The sequence below is a fragment of the Pseudomonas cucumis genome (assembly GCF_030687935.1).
Taxonomy (GTDB): Bacteria; Pseudomonadota; Gammaproteobacteria; order Pseudomonadales; family Pseudomonadaceae; genus Aquipseudomonas; species Aquipseudomonas cucumis.
This window is the reverse complement of sequence record NZ_CP117454.1, coordinates 3,747,130-3,767,608: the sequence shown is the minus strand read 5'-3', so window position 1 is coordinate 3,767,608 and position 20,479 is coordinate 3,747,130. Positions and strand designations below refer to the sequence as shown.

Annotated in this window: 23 protein-coding genes; 10 read left to right on the top strand and 13 right to left on the bottom strand. The window is 61.1% G+C overall.

Annotation, left to right across the window (positions count from 1 at the left end; translation table 11 throughout):
• Nucleotides 1–14 precede the first annotated feature (14 nt).
• Nucleotides 15–542: a nitrous oxide reductase accessory protein NosL gene (locus PSH97_RS16960; RefSeq protein ID WP_305445914.1), complete on the top strand. Its 528-nt coding sequence runs from the start codon at nt 15–17 to the stop codon at nt 540–542.
• A 115-nt stretch (nt 543–657) separates the two neighbouring features.
• Entirely contained in the window at nt 658–1,401 is a 744-nt protein-coding gene (locus PSH97_RS16955) for an SDR family NAD(P)-dependent oxidoreductase (RefSeq protein ID WP_305449818.1), read from the top strand.
• An 890-nt stretch (nt 1,402–2,291) separates the two neighbouring features.
• Here the strand turns inward: PSH97_RS16955 and PSH97_RS16950 are convergent.
• From PSH97_RS16950 to PSH97_RS16900, 11 genes are all read right to left on the bottom strand, one after another.
• Nucleotides 2,292–3,785, bottom strand: coding sequence for a nitrite reductase (locus PSH97_RS16950; protein ID WP_305445913.1), 1,494 nt, complete (start codon nt 3,783–3,785; stop codon nt 2,292–2,294).
• Nucleotides 3,782–4,621: a uroporphyrinogen-III C-methyltransferase gene (gene cobA / locus PSH97_RS16945; RefSeq protein WP_305445912.1), complete on the bottom strand. Its 840-nt coding sequence runs from the start codon at nt 4,619–4,621 to the stop codon at nt 3,782–3,784. Before cobA ends, PSH97_RS16950 begins: the two co-directional genes overlap by 4 nt.
• Before the next feature lie 70 nt (nt 4,622–4,691).
• The gene (nirJ, locus tag PSH97_RS16940; protein ID WP_305445911.1) at nt 4,692–5,870 is read right to left on the bottom strand and encodes a heme d1 biosynthesis radical SAM protein NirJ; all 1,179 of its coding nucleotides are present in this window, start codon (nt 5,868–5,870) and stop codon (nt 4,692–4,694) included.
• Between the two features lie 40 nt (nt 5,871–5,910).
• Entirely contained in the window at nt 5,911–6,414 is a 504-nt protein-coding gene (gene ahbB, locus PSH97_RS16935) for a siroheme decarboxylase subunit beta (RefSeq protein WP_305445910.1), read from the bottom strand.
• Nucleotides 6,389–6,832: an Lrp/AsnC family transcriptional regulator gene (locus tag PSH97_RS16930; RefSeq protein WP_305445909.1), complete on the bottom strand. Its 444-nt coding sequence runs from the start codon at nt 6,830–6,832 to the stop codon at nt 6,389–6,391. Before PSH97_RS16930 ends, ahbB (PSH97_RS16935) begins: the two co-directional genes overlap by 26 nt.
• Nucleotides 6,825–7,340: a siroheme decarboxylase subunit beta gene (gene ahbB, locus PSH97_RS16925; protein WP_305445908.1), complete on the bottom strand. Its 516-nt coding sequence runs from the start codon at nt 7,338–7,340 to the stop codon at nt 6,825–6,827. The genes PSH97_RS16930 and ahbB (PSH97_RS16925) overlap by 8 nt, the downstream gene beginning before the upstream one ends.
• Nucleotides 7,337–7,795 (bottom strand): Lrp/AsnC family transcriptional regulator, encoded by a 459-nt coding sequence (locus tag PSH97_RS16920; protein WP_305445907.1) that lies wholly within the window; start codon nt 7,793–7,795, stop codon nt 7,337–7,339. The genes ahbB (PSH97_RS16925) and PSH97_RS16920 overlap by 4 nt, the downstream gene beginning before the upstream one ends.
• Nucleotide 7,796: 1 nt before the next feature.
• On the bottom strand, nt 7,797–8,975 hold the full coding sequence (locus PSH97_RS16915; protein ID WP_305445906.1) for a cytochrome D1 domain-containing protein: 1,179 nt from the start codon (nt 8,973–8,975) through the stop codon (nt 7,797–7,799).
• Nucleotides 8,972–9,298, bottom strand: coding sequence for a c-type cytochrome (locus tag PSH97_RS16910; protein ID WP_305445905.1), 327 nt, complete (start codon nt 9,296–9,298; stop codon nt 8,972–8,974). The genes PSH97_RS16915 and PSH97_RS16910 overlap by 4 nt, the downstream gene beginning before the upstream one ends.
• Nucleotides 9,299–9,314: 16 nt before the next feature.
• Complete coding sequence (locus PSH97_RS16905) at nt 9,315–9,629, bottom strand: c-type cytochrome (RefSeq protein ID WP_063340230.1); 315 nt, start codon at nt 9,627–9,629, stop codon at nt 9,315–9,317.
• Nucleotides 9,630–9,653: 24 nt separating this feature from the next.
• The gene (locus tag PSH97_RS16900; RefSeq protein ID WP_407682155.1) at nt 9,654–11,345 is read right to left on the bottom strand and encodes a cytochrome D1 domain-containing protein; all 1,692 of its coding nucleotides are present in this window, start codon (nt 11,343–11,345) and stop codon (nt 9,654–9,656) included.
• A 199-nt stretch (nt 11,346–11,544) separates the two neighbouring features.
• On the opposite strand from PSH97_RS16900, the gene PSH97_RS16895 reads away from it, so the two are divergent.
• From PSH97_RS16895 to PSH97_RS16870, 6 genes are all read left to right on the top strand, one after another.
• A complete protein-coding gene (locus PSH97_RS16895; protein ID WP_305445904.1) occupies nt 11,545–12,336 on the top strand; it encodes a CbbQ/NirQ/NorQ/GpvN family protein in 792 nt (263 codons plus the stop codon).
• Nucleotides 12,320–12,907, top strand: coding sequence for a cytochrome c oxidase subunit 3 family protein (locus PSH97_RS16890; protein ID WP_305445903.1), 588 nt, complete (start codon nt 12,320–12,322; stop codon nt 12,905–12,907). Before PSH97_RS16895 ends, PSH97_RS16890 begins: the two co-directional genes overlap by 17 nt.
• Before the next feature lie 11 nt (nt 12,908–12,918).
• A complete protein-coding gene (locus PSH97_RS16885) occupies nt 12,919–13,176 on the top strand; it encodes a cytochrome C oxidase subunit IV family protein (RefSeq protein WP_305445902.1) in 258 nt (85 codons plus the stop codon).
• A gap of 263 nt (nt 13,177–13,439) precedes the next feature.
• Nucleotides 13,440–13,880 (top strand): c-type cytochrome, encoded by a 441-nt coding sequence (locus tag PSH97_RS16880; RefSeq protein WP_038982840.1) that lies wholly within the window; start codon nt 13,440–13,442, stop codon nt 13,878–13,880.
• Between the two features lie 3 nt (nt 13,881–13,883).
• Complete coding sequence (locus PSH97_RS16875) at nt 13,884–15,311, top strand: cbb3-type cytochrome c oxidase subunit I (RefSeq protein WP_305445901.1); 1,428 nt, start codon at nt 13,884–13,886, stop codon at nt 15,309–15,311.
• Nucleotides 15,312–15,389: 78 nt separating this feature from the next.
• Nucleotides 15,390–17,231: a nitric oxide reductase activation protein NorD gene (locus PSH97_RS16870; protein ID WP_305445900.1), complete on the top strand. Its 1,842-nt coding sequence runs from the start codon at nt 15,390–15,392 to the stop codon at nt 17,229–17,231.
• Nucleotides 17,232–17,409: 178 nt separating this feature from the next.
• On the opposite strand, the gene PSH97_RS16865 is transcribed toward PSH97_RS16870, so the two are convergent.
• Together PSH97_RS16865 and PSH97_RS16860 are read right to left on the bottom strand one after the other, a co-directional pair.
• Entirely contained in the window at nt 17,410–17,604 is a 195-nt protein-coding gene (locus tag PSH97_RS16865; protein WP_305445899.1) for a protein DnrP, read from the bottom strand.
• On the bottom strand, nt 17,601–18,284 hold the full coding sequence (locus PSH97_RS16860) for a Crp/Fnr family transcriptional regulator (RefSeq protein WP_008075049.1): 684 nt from the start codon (nt 18,282–18,284) through the stop codon (nt 17,601–17,603). The genes PSH97_RS16865 and PSH97_RS16860 overlap by 4 nt, the downstream gene beginning before the upstream one ends.
• A 503-nt stretch (nt 18,285–18,787) precedes the next feature.
• Between PSH97_RS16860 and PSH97_RS16855 the strand changes: the two genes are divergently transcribed.
• Nucleotides 18,788–19,978: an NnrS family protein gene (locus tag PSH97_RS16855; protein ID WP_305445898.1), complete on the top strand. Its 1,191-nt coding sequence runs from the start codon at nt 18,788–18,790 to the stop codon at nt 19,976–19,978.
• Nucleotides 19,979–20,006: 28 nt separating this feature from the next.
• A complete protein-coding gene (locus PSH97_RS16850) occupies nt 20,007–20,444 on the top strand; it encodes a hypothetical protein (protein WP_305445897.1) in 438 nt (145 codons plus the stop codon).
• Nucleotides 20,445–20,479: the final 35 nt, after the last annotated feature.

The following is a 20,479-nucleotide window of genomic DNA, read 5'->3' as shown; positions in this document are numbered from 1 at the left end:
TGGAGCATCTGACGATGAGTAATCTGTATTCGACGACGGTACGCGCCGTGGCGGGCCTGATGGTTTGTCTGCTGCTGGCGGCCTGTGACAAGCCGGTGCAAACCACCTACAGCGATGCCGCCGCTGCTTTTCATCCCAGTGATGAATGCCATGTTTGCGGCATGATCATCGACGGCTTCCCCGGGCCCAAGGGCGAAGTGGTCGAGCGCAGCGGCATCAAGAAATTCTGCTCCACGGCGGAGATGATCGGTTGGTGGCTGCAACCGGAAAATCATCATGGCGAGGCCCGGTTGTATGTCCACGACATGGGCCGCAGTCCGTGGAACGCACCCAATGATGCCCATCTGATTGATGCCAAGGATGCTTTTTACGTGGTCGGCACCCAACTCAAAGGCGCCATGGGCGTGGTGCTGGCGTCTTTCTCCAGCCAGCAGGCTGCGGAACAACTGGCCGCCGACCAGGGCGGTCGTGTGCTGCGGTTCAGTGATATCGATCAGGCGGTACTTCAGCAGCAGCCAGCGATGTCGCACTCGACTCATTGATCGGCGTGCCACCGAGAAAAGTGATCGCCGTCAAGTCAGTATTTCTGCGCCTGTTCAAAGATAGGGGCTCACAACGTCCCCAGTGCTTGGCATTCACGATGCCCAGGAGAACATGATGCAAACCGAGTTTCAGGATCGTTTGGCGGTGATCACCGGCGCCAGCTCCGGAATTGGCCTGGCGTTGTGCGCCGCGCTGTTGCCACGTGGCGTCAAGGTGCTTGCGATGTCACGCACTGCCGGTGATTTGCCGACCTTGCAACAGATCTACGGTGAACGGCTGCAATGGTGCGCCGGGGACGTCACGCGCGAGGAGGACTTGCAAGAGCTGGCCCGGCGGGCGGCGGCGCTTGGGCGGGTGGATTATCTGGTGCCCAACGCGGGTATTGCCGAAATGGCCGACAGCCTGGACATGCCGGCCTTCGAGCGCCAATGGGCGGTCAACGGTGCCGGCGCGTTGAACACCCTGGCGGCGTTGCGCGGTGAGTTGGCGAACCCGGCCTCGGTGGTGTTTGTCGGTAGTTTTCTGACCGGTTCGAGCTTTCCCGGTTTGGCTGCCTGCATTGCCAGCAAGGCCGCGCTGGCGGCTCAGGCACGCACCTTGGCGGTGGAGTTTGCGCGTTATGACGTGCGCATCAATCTGGTCTCGCCGGGGCCGACCGCGACCTCGATGTGGGACAACCTGGGGTTGAGCGACGGTGAGCTCGATGATGTCGCTGATACCCTTGGCAAGCGTCTGCTGCCGGGGCATTTTCTTGATGCGTCGGCGGTGGCCAATGTGATTATTTTTCAACTGTCCCAAGGCGCACGGGGTGTCTATGGGCAGGACTGGAAGGTTGATAACGGTTATACCTTGGGGTGATGGGTGAGCTCACAATTTTGCGGATGTTCCCGGACCCTTGTGGGAGCTGGCTTGCCTGCGAAAGCGGCGTGTTGGGTGAGGTTTTGATGGTGTACATATCCGTTGCTGCGGTAACGACTACTATTGGTTCCGCCCTTACGGCGGGTCACTTTGGAAAAGCGCCAAAGTAACCAAAACGCTTTCGCCCCTGACGTACGGTGGCTCGCCCAGGCTCGCCATACCCTCACTCCGGTCCTGCTCCGTGGGCCCGCCGCCATCGGCCATCCATGGCCGGGGGCGGCTACCGCGGCATCCTTGCCGCGGTGCCCACTGCGCAGAACCTGCGTTCGGCCTTCCGACGGGGCAGGTCAAGATCAGCATCAAAAGCCAAAGCAAAGCCAAGCAACAGGAGCCGTTCCCACACTGATCGTTCCCACGCTCCGCGTGGGAATGCCGCCGGGGACGCTCCGCGTTCCGCTCGCGACGCAAGACTTGAGTCCTGCGCACTTGTGACGCAGAGCGTCACGGGATGCATTCCCACGCGGAGCGTGGGAACGATCATCAGGGTGTACACAACCCGAAATAAGGCCGGCCGGTAGGCCGCCTCGCAGTGCTGTTGCGGTGCACGCCCCCTCGAGAGGCCGAGAGGAGGTTCTGCGCAGTGGGCACCGCGGCAGGGATGCCGCGGTAGCCGCCCCCGGCCATGGATGGCCGATGGCGGCGGGCCCATGGAGCAGGACCGGAGCGAGGGCATGGCGAGCCTGGGCGAGGCACCGAACGAAAGGGGCAAAAGCGCTTTGGTTACTTTCGCGCTTTTCGAAAGTGACCCGCCGTAAGGGCGGAACCATAAGTCGCCGTTACCGCAGAAACGGATATACACGCAAGCCTAAGCCCAAGCCCAAGCCCAAGATCTAATGCGAAGTCCCCTCCACAAACTCAATCTTGTTCCCCACATTATATTTGCCCGACGGCTTGTTCATCGGCAGTCGCTTGATCTCCTTAAGGGTATTGCTGTCATAAACAATCAGCGCACCCTCATTGGCCCAAATACTCAAAAGCAGGTAGCGACCATCCCGAGTGAACTCAACATGGGCAGCCGTCTTACCAGGCATCGGACGCAAGGTATGGGCGATTTCCAGAGTCTGTTTGTCAATCAGGTGGATCGCATCGTTGTCCGGCCCGAAGAACACATCGGTCCAGGCATACCGCGAGTTGACGTGACTGCGCATGAAAAAGCCCGGCCCCAGGGTCGGAATTTCCTTGATCAGTTTCCAGGTCTTGAAGTCGATGACCGAGATCAGTCCCTTGCTGATATTCGGCGTGGCGAACACCCACTCACCGTTACGTTTCCAGTAGGTCCCCGACCCCAGATGCGGCATGCCCGGCAACGGTATGTTGGTGACCACCTTGCCACTGTCGAGGTCGATCACCTGGCCGCCCTTGGCCTTGCGCGATGTGGCCAGCAGTTGCTTGTAGTCCGGTGAAAAGGAAAAGTCGTCCAGCACATCCTCGGCCTGGATCCGTCGTGGTTCGAAGTCCGGTGTGCCGGCGCTCGACAACTCCCAGACTTCCTTCACATCCTTGAGCGCCACGATGAAACTGTCCCGTGGCGGAGCGGTGTAGACCGCGCTCACCCGTGACGCGGTGCCGTCCAGGCCAATTGCGGGGATGGTTTTGACCAGTGACAGATCGCGGGCATCGAGCACCACCAGATTACCCGGCAGATAGTTGCCGACCAGCACCCAGCGGCCATCCTTGCTCACCGCCAGGTTGCGGGTATTGAGTCCGGCGCGGACCTCGGCGATCAGCTTCAGGTTGTGCAGGTCGTACAGGCTGACCCAGCCATCGCGTGAGGCGACGTAGACGAAGCGTCCATCCGGCGAGAACTTCGGCCCGCCATGCACCGCAAAGTGTGAAGAAAACCGCGCCAGCACGTCGAAACGGTCGCCGTCGAGGATGTCGATGTGATGGTCGCCGGCTTCCACCACCACAAACAGGTTCAGCGGATCGGCGCCATGTCGGGGCGTGTCGGGCAGTTTGCTGATATCGGCGAGAATGGAATGACTGCCGCGAATGTCATCGTTATTCCAGGTGGGCGGGGTGGCGGGTGGTTGCTGAAGGTAATCCACCAGCGCGTCGATCTGTGCCGGACTGAATACATTGGCATACCCGGTCATCTGACTCGCAGGGCGGCCGTTCTGAATGACGCTGCGGATTTCATCGGGTTTGATCCGGCTCAGACTCTCCGGCAGCAAGGCCGGCCCCGTACCGCCGAAACGGTTGGCGCCATGGCAGCGCTGGCAATGTTGTTGGTAGAGGTCGGCGGCTGCGTCGGAGGATGGAACCGTTGCGCCGGCATGGGCCGCGCCGATCCATAACAATGGGGCAAGCAGCATGCGCCTCATATCGCCACCTTACCGTGGCGTTGCAACACCGGAGCGGAGTAAAAGCGCGCCGGGTATTCCTGCTGTTGGGTCGCGAACAGATCGACCACTTTGCCGATCACCGTCAGCGTCGGAATGCCCGGTGGGCAATCCAGCGCCAGGTTTGGTAACTGGTGCAGCATGCCTCGCGCGACGTGCTGGTCGGGACGTGTGCCATTGCTGATCAGCGCCGCCGGTGTATCGGCGGGCATTCCGGCTTCGATCAAGCGCTGGGCAATAATCCCCAGATTCGATAACCCCATGTAAAACACCAGGGTCTGGCTGCTGTCGGCGAGGCTGCTCCAGGGCAATTGCAACTCACCATCGCGCTGCAAATGCCCGGTAATGAAACGGCAGGAGTTGACCAGGTCCCGGTGGGTCAGCGGAATGCCAGCGTAAGCACTGCAGCCGGAAGCGGCGGTGATGCCCGGGACCACCTGGCAGTCAATGTTGCGTTGCAGCAGGTACTCCAGCTCTTCGGCGCCACGGCCGAATATGAACGGGTCGCCGCCTTTGAGCCGGACCACGCGCTGCCCCTGATCGGCGAGGTCGGCGAGCAGTTCGTTGATTTGTTCCTGGGGCAGGCTGTGGCAGCCGCTGGCCTTGCCGACGTAATGCCGGGCGCAGGTGAGGGGGATCAACGTCAGCAGCTCGGGGCTGATCAGGCGGTCGTAAACCACGGCGTCGGCCTGCATCAACAGGCTCCAGGCACGCAGGGTCAGCAGGCGTGGATCGCCGGGGCCGGCGCCGACCAAGGCCACTTCGCCCGGTCTGAATGGGGACGCAAGTGCGGCCGGTAAAACAATCGATGGGTGCATGGGACGTCCTTGGTTCTTCATCAGGTGGGCGGGCTCTATTCTTTGCCAGATGCCTCGCCAGGCGGATGCTTCAGTGCATGACGCAAGGGATGGTCATTAATGGCGGCATACCGATTTCTTCATCGCTGAGGTGGCAGCCGGGGTCCTGGCCCCAGAGATCCCCTTCGGCCCAGGCACGGGTGCGGGTATTGCCGTTGCAGATATCCAACCAGCGGCATTGGCCACAACGGCCACCGACGGCGCGCGGATGCACACGCAGCTGCTGCAACAAGGTGTCCGGCTGGTCCAGCCAGAGCGTGCGAAACGGCGTGTGCCGGACGTTGCCCACCGAGTGCTGCCACCAATAGGTGTCGGGGTGTACCTCGCCGGTGTTGTCGATGTTGGCGATGCCGCTGCCCGAAGCGTTGCCGCCCCAGGCTCGGAGCATGTTTTCCAGGCGCGGGTAATGCTCGGGGAGATGCAGGCCCACCCATTGCAACAAGAGAATCGCGTCGGCATCGTTGTTGCCGCTGACAAAGTCGCTGTCGCGACCCTGCTGGATATCTTCCCAGGCCCGCTCGAATATCAGCGTCATCGCTTCGCGGCTCATCTGCTGCCGGGCGTCGAGCTTGCGGCTGCGTTTGCCGCGACCGCTGTAGTTGAGGTGCGACAGATAAAACTTCTGCACGTCGTACTCGCGCATCAGCGCCAGTAATTGGGGCAATTGTTGATGGTTCTCTTGGGTCAGAGTGGTGCGCAGGCCGACGCGAATACCCTGTTCGCGACAGAGGCGGATCGCCCGCATGGAACTGGCGAAACTGCCCTTGAGTTGGCGGAAGGCATCATGGGTGGCTTCCAGACCATCGATGCTGATCCCGACATAGTCGAAATTCGCCGCGCGGATTTGCGTGATGTTCTGCTCATCGATCAGCGTGCCGTTGGTGGACAACGCCACAAAGAAACCCTTGCTGCGGGCGTAGGCGCTGAGCACAAACAGATCGTCGCGCAACAGCGGTTCACCACCGGAAAGAATCAACACCTTCACGCCGGCGTCGTGCAGATCGTCGATCACGGTCAGTGCGGCGGGGGTATCGAGTTCGTCGCGAAAGACACTGTCGGCGGACGTGGCGTAACAGTGTTTGCAGGTCAGGTTGCAGCGCCTGAGCAGGTTCCATATCACCACCGGCGGCCGGTTGCTGCCCGGTGGGCTGGTTCTGGGGGCAGGCGCCTGGCCGGTCAGGGCACGCAGGTATTGGCTGATCCTCAACATGCAAATCTCCTTATGCAACTCTCCTTGAACCAGCGCGTGTTCAGCGTGGCACTGGCGGTAGCCGCAAACCGGTTTTTTTCAGGATGCGACTGCTCACCAGCATCTCGTCGGCGGCGCAGGCGTCGCCCAGCAAGTAGCGCAGGTGTTCGCGGTAGCTGTCGATTTCCTCGCGGCTGCGGCCATGGACCATGGCGAACAGGTTGTAGCGCCACGCGGTTCGGCGCGGGCGTCGATAGCAATGACTGACGAAGGGCTGCGCACCGATCAGTGCGCCAAGGCGCGGCATGTCCGTGTCGCGGACATCCCAGACCGTCATGCCGTTGAAGCGATAGCCCAGGCGATAGTGGTTGGGGACGGCGGCGATGCGCCGGATGGCGCCCTCGGCCTGCAAGCGCTTGAGCAAATCCAGGGTGGATTCGATGCTCAGCCCCAGCTGTTCGGCGAGCCAGGCCCACGGGTCGTCCAGCAATGGCAGGCCGGCCTGGGTCAGCTCGATCAGACGCTGGGCCAGGGTGTCTTCAGACCGGGAAGTACAGACCGACATGGTAGGTCTCCTCTTTGGGCAAGTTGAGCAGCGGCAGGCCGGTCAGGGTTTCGATGTGTTGCAGGGTCTCGGCGATACCTTGTTCGGTCGGGCAGCCGAGCACGAACCACATGTTCCAGGCGTGTTCGCGTCGGTAGTTGTGCGCCACTTCCGGCAGGGCCTGCAGTTGCTCGGCGACGTCTTCGAAACGCTCCTCCGGCACCGCCAGCGCCGCGAGGGTGAAGGCCCCGCCGAGGCGTTCGATGTCGAACATCGGGCCGAAGCGCGTGAGCATGCCGTTTTCCAGCAATTCATGGAGGCGGTCGAGCAGTTCGGTACTGCTGCTCTCCAGTTCGGCGGCCAGTGCCTGCCACGGGTGGCGCACCAGCGGCAGGCCCAGTTGCAAGCGGTTGATCAGCCGACGGTCGAGGTCATCCATGGGTGGGGGCTCCGGTTGGTGAGGGGGCAAAGCGTCCGCCGCACTGTTTGAACGCGTGAGTGCTGAACAGCAGTTGGTGGGGCAGGTCGCTCAGCAGGTGTTCTTCCAGCAATGCCTGGATCTGCGCTTCGACCCGCTCACGTTGACGGCCATGAACCATGCAGAACAGGTTGTAGCGCCACTGCGGCAGGCGCCGCGGTCGTTGATAGCAGAGGGTAATGCCGTGCGCCCGGCCCAGGCGCTGGCCGACTTCGTCGATCAGCGCGTCCGGCACATCCAGCACCAGCATGGCGTTGGCGGTAAAACCCAGCGCGCGATGGTTGAGCACCAGGCCGACCCGGCGAAACAGCCCTTGCTCGTGCCACTGGCGCATCTGTGCGAGCACCTGGTTTTCATCGGCGTTTATCCGTTCGGCGAGGGCCTGGTAGGGGCGCGATACCAACGGCAATCCGCCTTCCAGATGCCGACGTAGCGCCAGTGCCTGTTTCGGACCCAATCCCGGCTTCATGAGTTTTCTCCCAGAGCAAAACCGAGGTCGATGCGGTATGCGGTCAACATCGGCAGATCCAGCGGCATGAGGCCGGTGTCTTTCTCAAGTTGTTCGAGAACGCGGTCGATGTGTTGGCGATCGGGGCCGGTCAGCACAAACCACAGGTTGTAGAAATGCTCCCGCGCGTAGTTATGGTTGACCTCGGGGTATTGGCTGACATGCTCGGCGACCTGCTGCAAGCGTTCGGCGGGCACGGCGAGCGCGGCGAGGGTGCTGGCCCCGGCGCGACTGTGTTCGAACACCGGGCCGATCCGTGAGAGGGTGCCGGCCTGATCCATTTCTTCCAGGCAAGCCATCACCTGGCCCACGCGACAACCGAGAATCCGCGCCATCTCCTTGTACGGTTCCGCGCACAGCGGCATGCCGTGCTGGAAGCGGTCGATCAGTTGGCGGCTGAGCAGGTCGAGGTTCATTTCAATAGCCCATTTTTTGCGCGCGACTGCTGAAGAAGATGCCGCTCGGCGCGGTGGCGGGAAGGGTGCTCAGTTGCTTCAGGCTGTACGGGTCCCAGACCTGAACCTGATCGCCATCGCGTAACGACAGCCACAGCTGATCGCCGCGTGCGGTGAATTCCATGTGCAGCACCGCTGGCCCTGGCCGCAGATCGGCGACCACGGCACGGGTTTCGCTGTCGATGACTTGAACCCGATCGTTGTCCGGGTAGGCGAAATTGACCCACAGCTGCCGACCGTCCGGCCGCGACGTGACGAACACCGGTTGGCCGGCAACGGGGATTGCAGCGGTCTGCTGCCACGTGCGCGAATCCATCACCAGCACCTGATGACGGCCGACGGCGGGCACGAAGGCCTGGTGATCGGCGACGGCCCAGCCCTCCAGATGCGGCATTTTGTAGACGGGCAATTTCGCCTGGCCGCGTCCGTAATCACCGAGCACTCGTTGCACCCCGCGCTCCGGATGCCAGAGGTCGAGTTGCGCCATGCCGTCTTCGCCGAACAGTCCAGCCATGTAATAGCGACCATCCGGGGTCACCAACGCGTCGTAGGGTTGCTGGCCGATGTCGGTGAAGCGGCTGATCCGAGGCGTGTTGCCCTGACTGAAATCGGCGGTCCAGATCTCGCCGGTATCGAACAGGCTGAACACAAAACGCTGGCCGGGCGCATCCACCAGGCCGACCACCCGTGAGCGCTTGCTGCCATCGGCCAGGGGTGTGGCCGGAATATCGGCCACCAATTGCAGGGTTTCGGCATCGAACACCTTGACCCCGCCGGGCACATAGTTGGACACGGCGATGAGTTTGCCGTCCTGACTGATCGCGCCACCGATGCTGTTGCCGCCCTGTATGACCCGTTGATCGATGCGCTGGGTCAGCAGGTCGATCTTGCTCAGCCCGCCGTCGCGGCCGAACACATAGGCATAACGCTGGTCGCGGGAAAACACCACCGAGGCATGGGACAGATCGCCCAAGCCTTCGAGACGGGCCAGTGCGGTGCGGGTGTCGCTTTCGATGATTTGCACGCTGCCGGTGGCGCGCTCCACCACCACGCCCAGATCGCCGGTACCACGCAAGGGTGACTGAGCGCAGGCGGACAACAACAGCCCGGTCGCCGCTAAAAGCAGGGTTGAACGGATCATGGTGCGGGGTATCCCTGGAGAAGAAGATCGACCAGCCAACGGATGTCATCCGGGCTGAGCAGCGGGGCCCAACCGGGCATCGCGGTGCCGGGCCGACCTTGGCTGACGGTGGCTATCAGGCTGTCCCTGGACTTGCCCGCCAGCGTTGCGCGGGTCAGCTCGGGACCCAGTCCGCCGGTCATGTGCAGCCCATGACAGGCGCCGCAGTCCTGGGCCAGCAGGTGTTCGAGTTGTACCTGACGCTGGGCGTCGGGCGCGGCAACCGCGGTTGCGCAAATGAGGAGGAGGGCCGCCAGAATCGCAGCGTGTCGATAAACCTTCATGGCGCCCTCCAGTTGGCTATTTGAGACTCAGTACCCAGGTTGCAAGTGTCTTCGCTTCTTCATCCGTTACCGGGTTGGCCGGCATTGGCATCGGGCCCCAGTTGCCTTGCGTGCCGTTCTTGATGTGGCTGGCCAGGGTGTCCACGGCCCCGGCCACACCAGCGTTTTTGGCCGCGACATCCTTGAGCGCCGGGCCGACCAGCTTGGTGTCGATGGAATGGCAGGCGGCGCAGGGTTTGCTCTTGAACAGTTCCTGGCCGTCTTGGGCCATGGCCGGCTGCACACTCAGCGCAGCGGTCAGGGCGAACAGTGAAAACAGAGTATTTTTCATGGGGATTCCTTGCATTGATGGAGCTCAATAGATGTCGTGTTGGGTGTTGTAGACGTTGAATTTCCCGGTGGGTGTGATCAGTCGTTTGTCCTTTATGACTGATTTGAGCTTCAGCGTTTTGTCGTCGATCACTACCAGCGCCGATTCCTCTGACTGACCGCTCCACACGGAGAACCAGACTTCATCACCGGCCTTGTTGTATTCCGGCTGCACGACCCGCATCGCGCCTTGCTTGATGCCGGCGTACTCGGCGATGGGCAGCACGGTGTAGCCGGCGTCGAGTTTGTCGATGTTGAACACTGCTACCGACTGGCTCAGCTTGGCGTCGGGGTTGAGGGTGGTGTCGACATACAGGTGACGGGAGTCAGGGTGGGTTTTGATAAACAGCGATCCACCGCCCTGGCCCTTGAGTGAGGCAACCTGTTTCCAGGCAAATTGCGGATGCTTGACCGGGTCGGTACCGATCAGGGAAATGCCGTCATCGCCAAGGTGGCTGGTGGCCCAGACCGGCCCGTAGGTCGGGTGGTCGAAGTTGGCACCGCGACCGGGGTGAGGGGTTTTACCGACGTCCACCAGAGCGGCCAACTTGCGATCTTTGGAGTCGATCACGGCCACTTTGTTGGAGTTGTTGGCGGCGGTCATGAAGTAGCGGTGGGTGCTGTCCCATCCGCCGTCATGGAGGAAGGGCGCGGCATCGATGTAGGTGATGGTGAGGTTTTTGATGTCCTGGTAATTGACCAGCATGACCTTGCCGGTTTCCTTGACGTTGACGATGAACTCCGGCCATTCATGGGAGGCGATGATCGCCGCGACCCGGGGTTCGGGGTGGTATTCCTGCTTGTCGACGGTCATGCCGCGGGTCGAGACGATCTGTTTGGGCTCCAGGGTTTCGCCATCCATGATGGTGAATTGCGGCGGCCAATAGGAGCCGGCGACGGTGTATTTGTCTTCGTAGCCCTTGAACTTGGAGGTCTCTACCGAGCGCGCCTCGATGCCCACTTTGACTTCGGCGACCTTGGTCGGCTCCACCGGCCACAGGTCGATCATGTCGATCCGCGCGTCTCGACCAATCACCAATAGGTAGCGACCGGAGGCGGAAATCCGCGAGATGTGCACCGCATAACCGGTCTCGATCAGCTTGACGATTTTCTTGCTGTCACCGTCGATCAGGGCAATCTTGCCGTCATCGCGCAATGTCACCGAAAACAGGTTGGGCAGGTTGAGTTTGCTCAGTTGCTTCTTCGGACGGTCCTCAGGCTTGACCAGCACTTTCCAGGTTTTCAGCGTCTCGGCCATGCCCCATTCCGGCGGCGTCGGCGGCGCGTGCTGAATGAACTTGGCCATTGACGTGATCTGATCCTTGGTCAGCGCATTGGACGTTCCCCAGTTCGGCATGCCCGCCGGTGAACCGTAGGTAATCAACGCCTCCAGAAACGGTTGCCCGCGGGACTGGGTGATGTCCGGTGTCAGTGGTTTGCCGGTGGCGCCTTTGCGCAGAACGCCATGGCAGCCGGCGCAACGCTGGAAGTAAATTTCCTTGGATGAGTCGAACTCGGCCTGACTCATGTCGGGCGCCCCGGCGGATTTGACCATCAGCGGGCTGGCCGCAGCGGCAGCGGGCTCTTCGGCCCGGGCCGCATGAGTCACCGCAAGGGCCAGCGCCGAACACAATGTGGCGACAGTCAGAGCAAACGTTTTTCTATTGCTGATCAGCATTCCATTTCTCCTCAGGCAAGACCTTTGCGATGTGCTGAAACGGCAGCGCAGAACGCAGGTTCTTAGTGCCGTGCAAGGCTATGCCCGAGCAGGCCAATGCTCGCTTGACCGCGATCAAGTTTGCCGGCCATGTCACTTGCCAGGTTGTCGCAGGGGCCCGTAGCGTGTGGCTTGAATCCGCTTTTGGAACACACAGCCCATGGACCGAATCCAGTCTTGCGAACCCTTCTATCAACCGCTCAATAATGAGCAGGCGCTGTTCGAGCAAGCCTGGCGACACGGCATGCCGGTGCTGATCAAAGGCCCGACGGGGTGCGGCAAGACCCGTTTCGTCCAGCACATGGCCCATCGGTTGAAACTGCCGCTTTACACCGTGGCTTGCCATGACGATCTGAGCGCCGCCGACCTGATCGGCCGTCATTTGATCGGTGCCCAAGGCACCTGGTGGCAGGACGGGCCACTGACCCGCGCGGTACGTGAAGGCGGTATTTGTTATCTGGACGAAGTGGTCGAAGCGCGCCAGGACACAGTGGTCGTACTGCACCCATTGGCTGATGATCGTCGCGAGTTGTTCCTGGAACGCACCGGCGAAGTACTGCAGGCGCCGCCATCATTCATGCTGGTGGTGTCATACAACCCCGGCTACCAGAACCTGCTCAAAGGCATGAAACCCAGCACTCGACAACGCTTCGTGGCGATGCGTTTCGGCTATCCGCCGGTGGCCGATGAAGAGCGTATTGTTGCCCGGGAAGCGCAGGTAGACAGCGCGCTGGCGGCGCAAGTGGTCAAGCTGGGGCAGGCCCTGCGAAGGCTGGATCAGCATGATCTGGAGGAAGTCGCCTCGACGCGGCTGCTGATTTTCACCGCACGAATGATCCGCTCCGGCATGAGCCCGCGCGAGGCGTGCATGGCCTGCCTGGCCGAGCCGCTGAGCGATGATCCGTTGACCGTTGCGGCGCTGATGGGCGTGGTTGATGTCCATTTCGGCTGAGTCCAGACGCGTTGCGCCGGGGCACTTGCCGGGTGATCTGGCGATGTGGTTTTTCATTCTGGCCGAGCTGTCGGTATTCGCCATCCTGATTCTGGCGTTCGCCGTGACCCAGGCACTCAAGCCGCAACTGTTCGGTGAAAGCCGTCTATTGCTCAACACTTCTACCGGCCTGGCGATGACCCTCAGCCTGCTCACCGCCGGGCTGTTCGCCGCGCTGGCTCAGGAGCAAGTCAAGCGCTCTCGGCCCCGGCATGGCGCCGTCTTCCTGCTGATGGCGTTGCTTGCCGGCAGCGTCTACGTGGTGTTGAAACTCACGGAATACCGGCACTTGCTGGCCTCTGGGCTGGGCATGGAGCACAACACGTTTTTCACCCTCTACTGGATCCTCACCGGTTTTCATTTTCTCCATGTACTGCTCGGCATGGTCATCCTCGGCTGGCTGGCCGAGCGTTGCCGTCGAGGCCTGTACAACGTGGCCAATCGCAGTGGGCTTGAATCGGGTGTGCTGTATTGGCACATGGTCGATCTGATCTGGGTCGTACTGTTTCCGCTGGTCTACGTTCTGAATTGACGGGGGTTGTGATGTCGGCTTCCAGGTTTTTGCTGGTCTGCTGGGCCGCGCTGGCCACGTTAAGCGTGTGCACGGTGGTGCTGGCACAGATGGGCGCGACGTGGCTGCTGTCGGTGGCCATTTTGCTGGTGGCGGTTGGCAAGGCCTGGTTGATTGCCGATGGCTTTATGGAGATGCGCCATGCCCCGCGATTGTGGCGCCGGTTGATGGTGAGCTGGGCGCTGGTGTTGGCCGCCATTGTAGGGCTGACGCTGGTTTCAGTCGGTTAACCAATCCATGTAGCAGCTGGCGAAGCCTGCGTTCGGCTGCGAAGCAGTCGTGAAATCAGCCACCGCGGTGTTTCAGATGGACCGAGGCGGCAGGATTTACGACTGCTGCGCAGCCGAACGCAGGCTTCGCCAGCTGCTACATGGACCGAGTGCGACTTAAGCGTATTACCCGACCAAAACCATCTGCCTTTCTTGATCGCCATCAAGCAGCTTTCAACCCTTCGCTTTCTATCATGGGCACGCCAAGCAAAGAGGAAGCGACCATGTCAGAGACCTTCACCAAAGGCATGGCCAGGAACATCTACTTCGGGGGAAGCATCTTCTTCTTCCTGATATTCCTGGCCTTGACCTATCACACGGAACAGACCTTTCCAGAGCGCAGCAATGAAGCGCAGTTAACCGAATCCGTGATCCGCGGCAAGACGGTCTGGGAGCAAAACAACTGCATCGGCTGCCACACGCTGCTGGGCGAGGGTGCCTACTTTGCGCCTGAGCTGGGCAACGTGTTTCAGCGGCGCGGCGGGGAGGCGGGCTTCAAACCCTTTCTGCATGCCTGGATGAAAATGCAGCCGCTGGGCGTACCGGGCCGGCGAGCGATGCCGCAGTTCAAGTTGAGCGAGCAAGAGGTGGATGACATCGCCGAGTTCCTCAAATGGAGCTCGAACATCAACACCAATGGCTGGCCGCCAAACAAGGAGGGCTGAGAGATGAGCATTGCTAATCCGCATCTGAAATTCGCCTCGCAAGCCGTGGCCAAACCGTACTTCGTGTTCGCCCTGATACTGTTTCTCGGTCAGGTGCTGTTCGGTTTGATCATGGGTGTGCAATACGTGATCGGAGACTTTCTGTTCCCGATCATTCCCTTCAACGTGGCGCGGATGGTGCACACCAACCTGCTGATCGTCTGGCTGCTGTTCGGCTTCATGGGCGCTGCCTACTACCTGATTCCGGAAGAGGCCGACCGCGAACTGCACAGTCCGAAGTTGGCGATCATCCTGTTCTGGGTATTCGCCGCCGCGGGCGTGCTGACGATCCTTGGCTATCTGCTGGTGCCTTATGCGGGGCTGGCCAAACTGACCCACAACGAGTTGCTGCCGACCATGGGCCGGGAGTTCCTGGAGCAGCCGACCATCACCAAGATGGGCATTGTGGTGGTGTGCCTGGGCTTCCTTTACAACATCGGCATGACCCTGCTCAAAGGTCGCAAGACCACCGTCAGCATGGTGATGATGACCGGGCTGATCGGCCTTGCGGTGTTCTTCCTGTTCTCCTTCTATAACCCCGGCAACCTGGCCCGCGACAAGTTCTACTGGTGGTGGGTGGTGCATCTTTGGGTGGAAGGCGTGTGGGAACTGATCATGGGTTCGATGCTCGCTTTTGTCCTGATCAAGATCACCGGTGTCGACCGCGAAGTCGTGGAGAAATGGCTGTACGTGATCATCGCCATGGCGCTGATTACCGGGATCATCGGCACCGGTCACCACTTCTTCTGGATCGGTGCGCCCGAGGTCTGGTTGTGGGTCGGCTCGATCTTCTCGGCACTCGAACCGCTGCCGTTCCTGGCCATGGTGATCTTCGCCTTCAGCATGGTGAAGAACCGTCGCCGGCAACACCCGAACCGCGCCGCCACACTGTGGGCCAAGGGCACCACGGTCACCGCATTCTTCGGTGCGGGCGTCTGGGGTTTTCTGCACACCCTGGCACCGGTCAACTTCTACACCCATGGTTCGCAACTGACGGCGGCGCACGGTCACCTGGCCTTCTACGGTGCTTACGCGATGATCGTGATGACCTTGATCAGCTACGCCATGCCGCGTTTGCGCGGGCTGGGTGAAGCCGCTGACGAGCGTTCGCAGACCTTCGAAATCTGGGGCTTCTGGTTGATGACCCTGTCGATGGTGATGATCACGCTGTTCCTGACCGCTGCCGGTGTCGTCCAGGTTTACCTGCAACGCTGGCAGGCCGACGGGATTGCGTTGCCATTCATGTCCACGGTCGAACATCTGCAGGTGCTGTTCTGGGCCCGTCTGGGCGCCGGTCTCGGGTTCTTCGCCGGGTTGCTGTGCTACCTGCTCAGCTTCAAGCAACGTGGCCGCGCCGCCTTGCGCGCCCCGGCTGCGGTTGTACCTTCATGAACGAGTGCAATGGCTAGAAAAGGTCGGCCCGGCTGATACAGCGGGCCGTTTTTTTGGTTTCCAGGAAGGGCAAGCATCATGGCGTTTACCGTCGAACTGGAAGAGTGGGTAGGCAGTGTCTGGCATCGTTTCATCACCCGGCGTGCCAGCCTGGACTTCCCTGAAGCACGGGTTGAACTGGCCAGCCAGCAACGCCCGCTGGCGCTGTTGTTTCGCGCCATGGGCGGTGCCAATGGCATCGGTGTGGAAGCCGCCAGCGACCGCGACCTGCTGCTGCGGCGCAACGTGTTGCAGCAGATCGCCGGTACCTGCAAACAAGTGCCGTTGGCGTGGTGCGACGCGACGAACCTGCGCCTGCCGTCGAGCCTGGCGGTCTTCCCTGAAGTCGCATTGAATGAGGAGCTCTATCGCTGGCTCGCGTTGCTGGCGGCACAGGCTGGGCAGATGCGTCACTGGGGGCGGGACAATCAACGCTGGACGCAACAGCTGCTGCGACGCTATCCCGCGCTGCGTGCTCGTTACAAACGACTGGTCGATGCCCATCTGCAATTGCGCCCCGATCCGGCCTCGTTGAATGCCGGCGAAGCGGCTTTGGAGCGGGCGTTATGTCAGGCGTTGCGCGAACCTGGCAGTGTCGAACATTTCCCCCGCAGTGAACGGGCCGCCTGGCCGTTGCCGCTGTGGTTGTACCCGCCACAAAACCTCGCCAGCCCGCAGGCTGCCGATCTGGGCGATGAATCCGAAGAGTCGTTGACCACGCCGCCCGGCGAACAGAAAGGCGGGCGTAAACGCGCGACGCGGATCGACGAAAGCACCCGCGATGGCGGGCTGTTGGTGGTACGTCTGGAGAACCTGTTCAGCTGGACCGAGCACGTCGATCTGGATCGCTGGTCGGATGACAGCGAAGACCCGGACGCTGCCCGAGTCGCCGACGACCTGGATGAATTGACCCTGTCGCGCACCCGTCTGCGCAAGGGCGGCGGTCTCAAGCTGCACCTGGATTTACCACCGGCCGATGTCGACGATATTCCCCTTGGCGAAGGCATCAAGTTGCCGGAGTGGGATTACCGTAAACAACAGATGCAGGACAGCTTCGTCAATCTGCAAATGATGGTGCCCCGTGATTGTGAGGCACAGCCGCTGCCATTACGGTTGAAGGCCTCGGCGCACCGCTTGCGACGCCAGTTCGAGCACCTGCGCAATGATCGCCAGTGGTTACGCCAGCAACCCCAGGGCTCTGAGCTGGACATGCAGGCCTGGCTGGATTTTCACGTTGAGCGCGAGCATGGCCAGTGTGCCGAACGCGGTCTGTTCATGGAGCAACGACAGACCCGCCGCGACCTGGCGTGCCTGTTGCTGGCCGATGTGTCGATGTCCACCGACGCCCACCTGAACGATGAACATCGCGTCATCGACGTCATCCGCGACAGCCTGCTGCTGTTCGGCGAAACCCTGTCGGTGCTGGGTGATGATTTCGCCCTGTACGGGTTTTCCTCGCTGCGCCGTCAGCAAGTACGCATGCAGGAACTCAAGTCGTTCAGCCAGCGTTATGACGACAACACTCGAGGCCGCATTCAAGGGCTCAAGCCTGGGTATTACACGCGCATGGGCGCCGCCATTCGCCAGGCCACGCAACTGCTGGGCAACAGCAAGCGGCGCAGCAAACTGTTGCTGCTGCTAACGGACGGCAAACCGAATGATCTGGATCTGTATGAAGGGCGCTACGGTGTCGAAGACACCCGCGAGGCAGTGCTGGAGGCGCGGCGTCAGGGGCTGACGCCGTTCTGTATCACGATCGATCGCGAGGCCGGGGATTACCTGCCGTACATGTTTGGCGCCAATGGCTACACCTTGATCCGTCAGCCCGAGCAGTTACCTCTGCGCTTGCCGCAGTTGTACCGCCAGCTGACTCAACCGTGATGTCCTTGACCACCTGCGTCCTTGTAGCAGCTGGCGTAGCCTGCGTTCGGCTGCGAAGCAGTCGTAATCCTGAGCCCACGGTATTCCTGAATTACCGCAGTGAATGGTTTTACGACTGCTGCGCAGCCGAACGCAGCCTCGCACGCTCGGCAGCTGCTACAAGGGGTATGTGCGGTTTTCAGCTGCGCGGCAGCCAGAAAAACATCGTCACGCAGAAGATCGTCAGGCCGATGCAGAACCACTTGAATCGGCGCAACCGACGTTGCGCCGCGTGTGCGGCCAATACCGGCAGGGGCATGCCGCATTGGCGGCACTCGGTTTCTTGGGGTGGGTTGACGTGTTGGCAATACAGGCAGACGGGCATGGCACTCACTCGAACTGTTCCAGGCGCAGGCGATCAAGAATGGCGATCTGACGGCCGTCCTGAGTGATGATGTTTTCATCGATCAAGCGACGGATGATCCGCGAAAAGGTTTCCGGCTGGATCGACAGATGCCCGGCAATCAGTTGCTTGGCCATCGGCAGCTCGAATTGGCTGTCTACGGTTTGCTGACGCACCAGTTGCGTCAGCAAATAACGCACGACCCGGTGGGTGGCGTTTTTCAGTGACAGGGTCTCGATTTCGTTGACCCGTTGATGCAAGCGAACGCAGAGCTTGCCCAGCAGTGCAAAGGTCAGCCGACTGTTGCTCTGCAGCAGGCGCATGTAAGTGCTGTTGGATAACCGGTAGAGCTGGGTGGGGCAGATGGCTTCGGCCGAGGCCACATAGTTTGGGGTGTCCATCAACATCATCGCCTCGGCGAAGGTTTGCCTATCGCTGATGACCTCAAACACTTTCTCCTGCCCATCCGGTGTCAGCCGGTAGATTTTCACCGCCCCGGCAATGATGAAATAGAACGAATCGGCCGGCTCACCCTGACGGAACAATGGCTCGCCCTTGTCGATGCTCAGCAAGTGGCTGGTACTCATCAATTCATCCAGCTGTTCTTCGTTCAACGGCTCGAACAAGTGATGACTGCGCAGAATCTGGTGATGGACGCGATGAAGCACCATGAGAATTCATCCTGAAGATTGAGAAGGGGGGATCAGGTCAGACGAGACCTAGAGAAACGCCGCTGGCCAAGGCCAGGATTGAGGTCAGCACAACAAACCAGGCCAGTGGCTGGATGACTTTTTTCATGACGACTCCGGGTAATCGAGAGGGATCCAGGATTTTTAAAAGGTTGCCCATGCAGAGCAAGACGCGGGCCAGGCGTGGAGGGCCTAGTTTATTGGGGCTGTCAGCAATCAGGGTAAAAAATACCGTGATCTTTAGGGTTTAAATGACCATCAAAGGGTCGTTTGTACCCTGAACCCATCACCCTTGCGCGAGCAAGCTCGCTCCCACAAGGGTAAGTCCTCTCGCTACAGGGGGCGAATGAGCATCGGGGCACGCCCCTTGCACACTTGATCTGCGACAAAGGCAAGGGATCGGTAATGCCCGATGATTGCCCCTGGATTTACCTCGGCGCCTGCGAGTCGGCGCCAGGTCGGCAACAAGGCAGAGGAGTGGTTTTATGCAAGTGCTTGACCGCCGTAAAGCGATGGCAATCACGCCGCTGTTTCGGCTGGCCTTTCGGCCGTTTTTCCTCGCCGGCTCCCTGTTGGCGGTGCTGTTCATTCCGCTGTGGCTGGCGGCTTTTAGCGGTTCGATATCGGACTGGCAGCCGGCAGGTGGTTGGCTGGGCTGGCATCGGCATGAATTGCTGTTCGGGTTCGGTTTGGCGATTATCGCGGGCTTTCTGCTGACGGCGGTGCAGACCTGGACCGGTCGCCCCGGCCTAAGCGGCAAACCGTTGGCCGCGCTGGCGTTGCTGTGGTTATTGGCGCGGGCGGCCTGGCTGGCCAATGCGCCGTGGCCGTTGCTTGCCGTGCTTGAGCTGGCGTTCCCGTTGGCGGTGGCGGTGCTCATGGGCTTCACCTTGTGGAAGGTGCGGCAGAAACGTAACTACCCGATTGTGGTGGTTCTGCTGCTGTTGGCCGCGGCCGACGGGTTGTCCCTGTATGGCCTGGTCGAGGGGCATGAAGGTTTGCAGCGCCAGGGCGTGCTGACCGGCATTTGGCTGGTGGCGGCGATGATGGGGTTGATCGGCGGGCGCGTCATTCCGTTCTTCATCCAGCGTGGCCTCGGCAAGGTCGATGGCGTTGCCCCTTGGCCATGGCTGGATTGGCTGTTGCTGATTGGCTCGCCCCTCGTGGCGTTGTTATATGCCGCCGGACCTGCGCTTGCCCCCGATCTCTGGGTGGGCCTGTTGTTCGCCGTGCTGGCCGCAGGGCATCTGGTGCGCCTGGTTCGCTGGCATGATCGCGCCCTCTGGCACGTGCCGTTGCTGTGGTCGTTGTACCTGGCTTATGGCTGGTTGGCGGTGGCGTGTCTCGGGATGGCGCTGTGGCATTTCGGCGTGCCGATTAATCCGAGCCTGGCAGTGCATTGCCTGACCATCGGGGCGATGGGCGGCCTGGTGCTGGCGATGATCGCCCGGGTCAGCCTCGGGCATACCGGCCGTGCGCTGGAGCCGCCGCCTGGCATGACCCTGGCGTTCATCTTGCTCAACCTGGCGTGCCTGAGCCGGGTTGTGTTGGTCGAGTTCTTTCCCTTGCCGGCATTGTGGCTGGCCGGTCTGTGCTGGGCGTTGGCGTTTGCGCTGTATGTCTGGCGCTATGGGCCGATGCTGTTGCGGGCCCGGGTCGACGGTCATCCGGGATGAGCACGCGAACTGACAGAGGCTGGCGCTGATGTATCCCTTTTTACTGGTCACACACCTGCTGGCAGCGATTGCCTTCATCGGCACGTTGTTTTTCGAGGTGGTTATCTGGCATCGCGCCCGTCAGCAGTTGGCGGATACCGCGCAATCCACGGCGGATCAGGCGATTGCCGTGCGCTCGCGCAAGGTGCTGCATGGCGTGGTGTTGCTGTTGTATGGCGCTGGCGTCGGTCTGGCGTGGCAGTACCGGGGCGCATTGAGTCAGCCGTTGGCCAGTAGCTTTGGCATGTTGTTGAGCCTGAAGATCCTGTTGGCCCTGAGCATCATCGGTCATTACTTGCTGTTGGCCTATTGGCTGACCCATGCGCGCCTGACCGCGACTCGCGCCAGCTGGATACGCCGCAGCATCCTCGGGCACATGGTGTTGATCGTGATCCTGGCCAAGGCGATGTTCTATTGGCACGGCTGATCACAAGCAGTCCCGGATAAACAAAACCCGCGTCA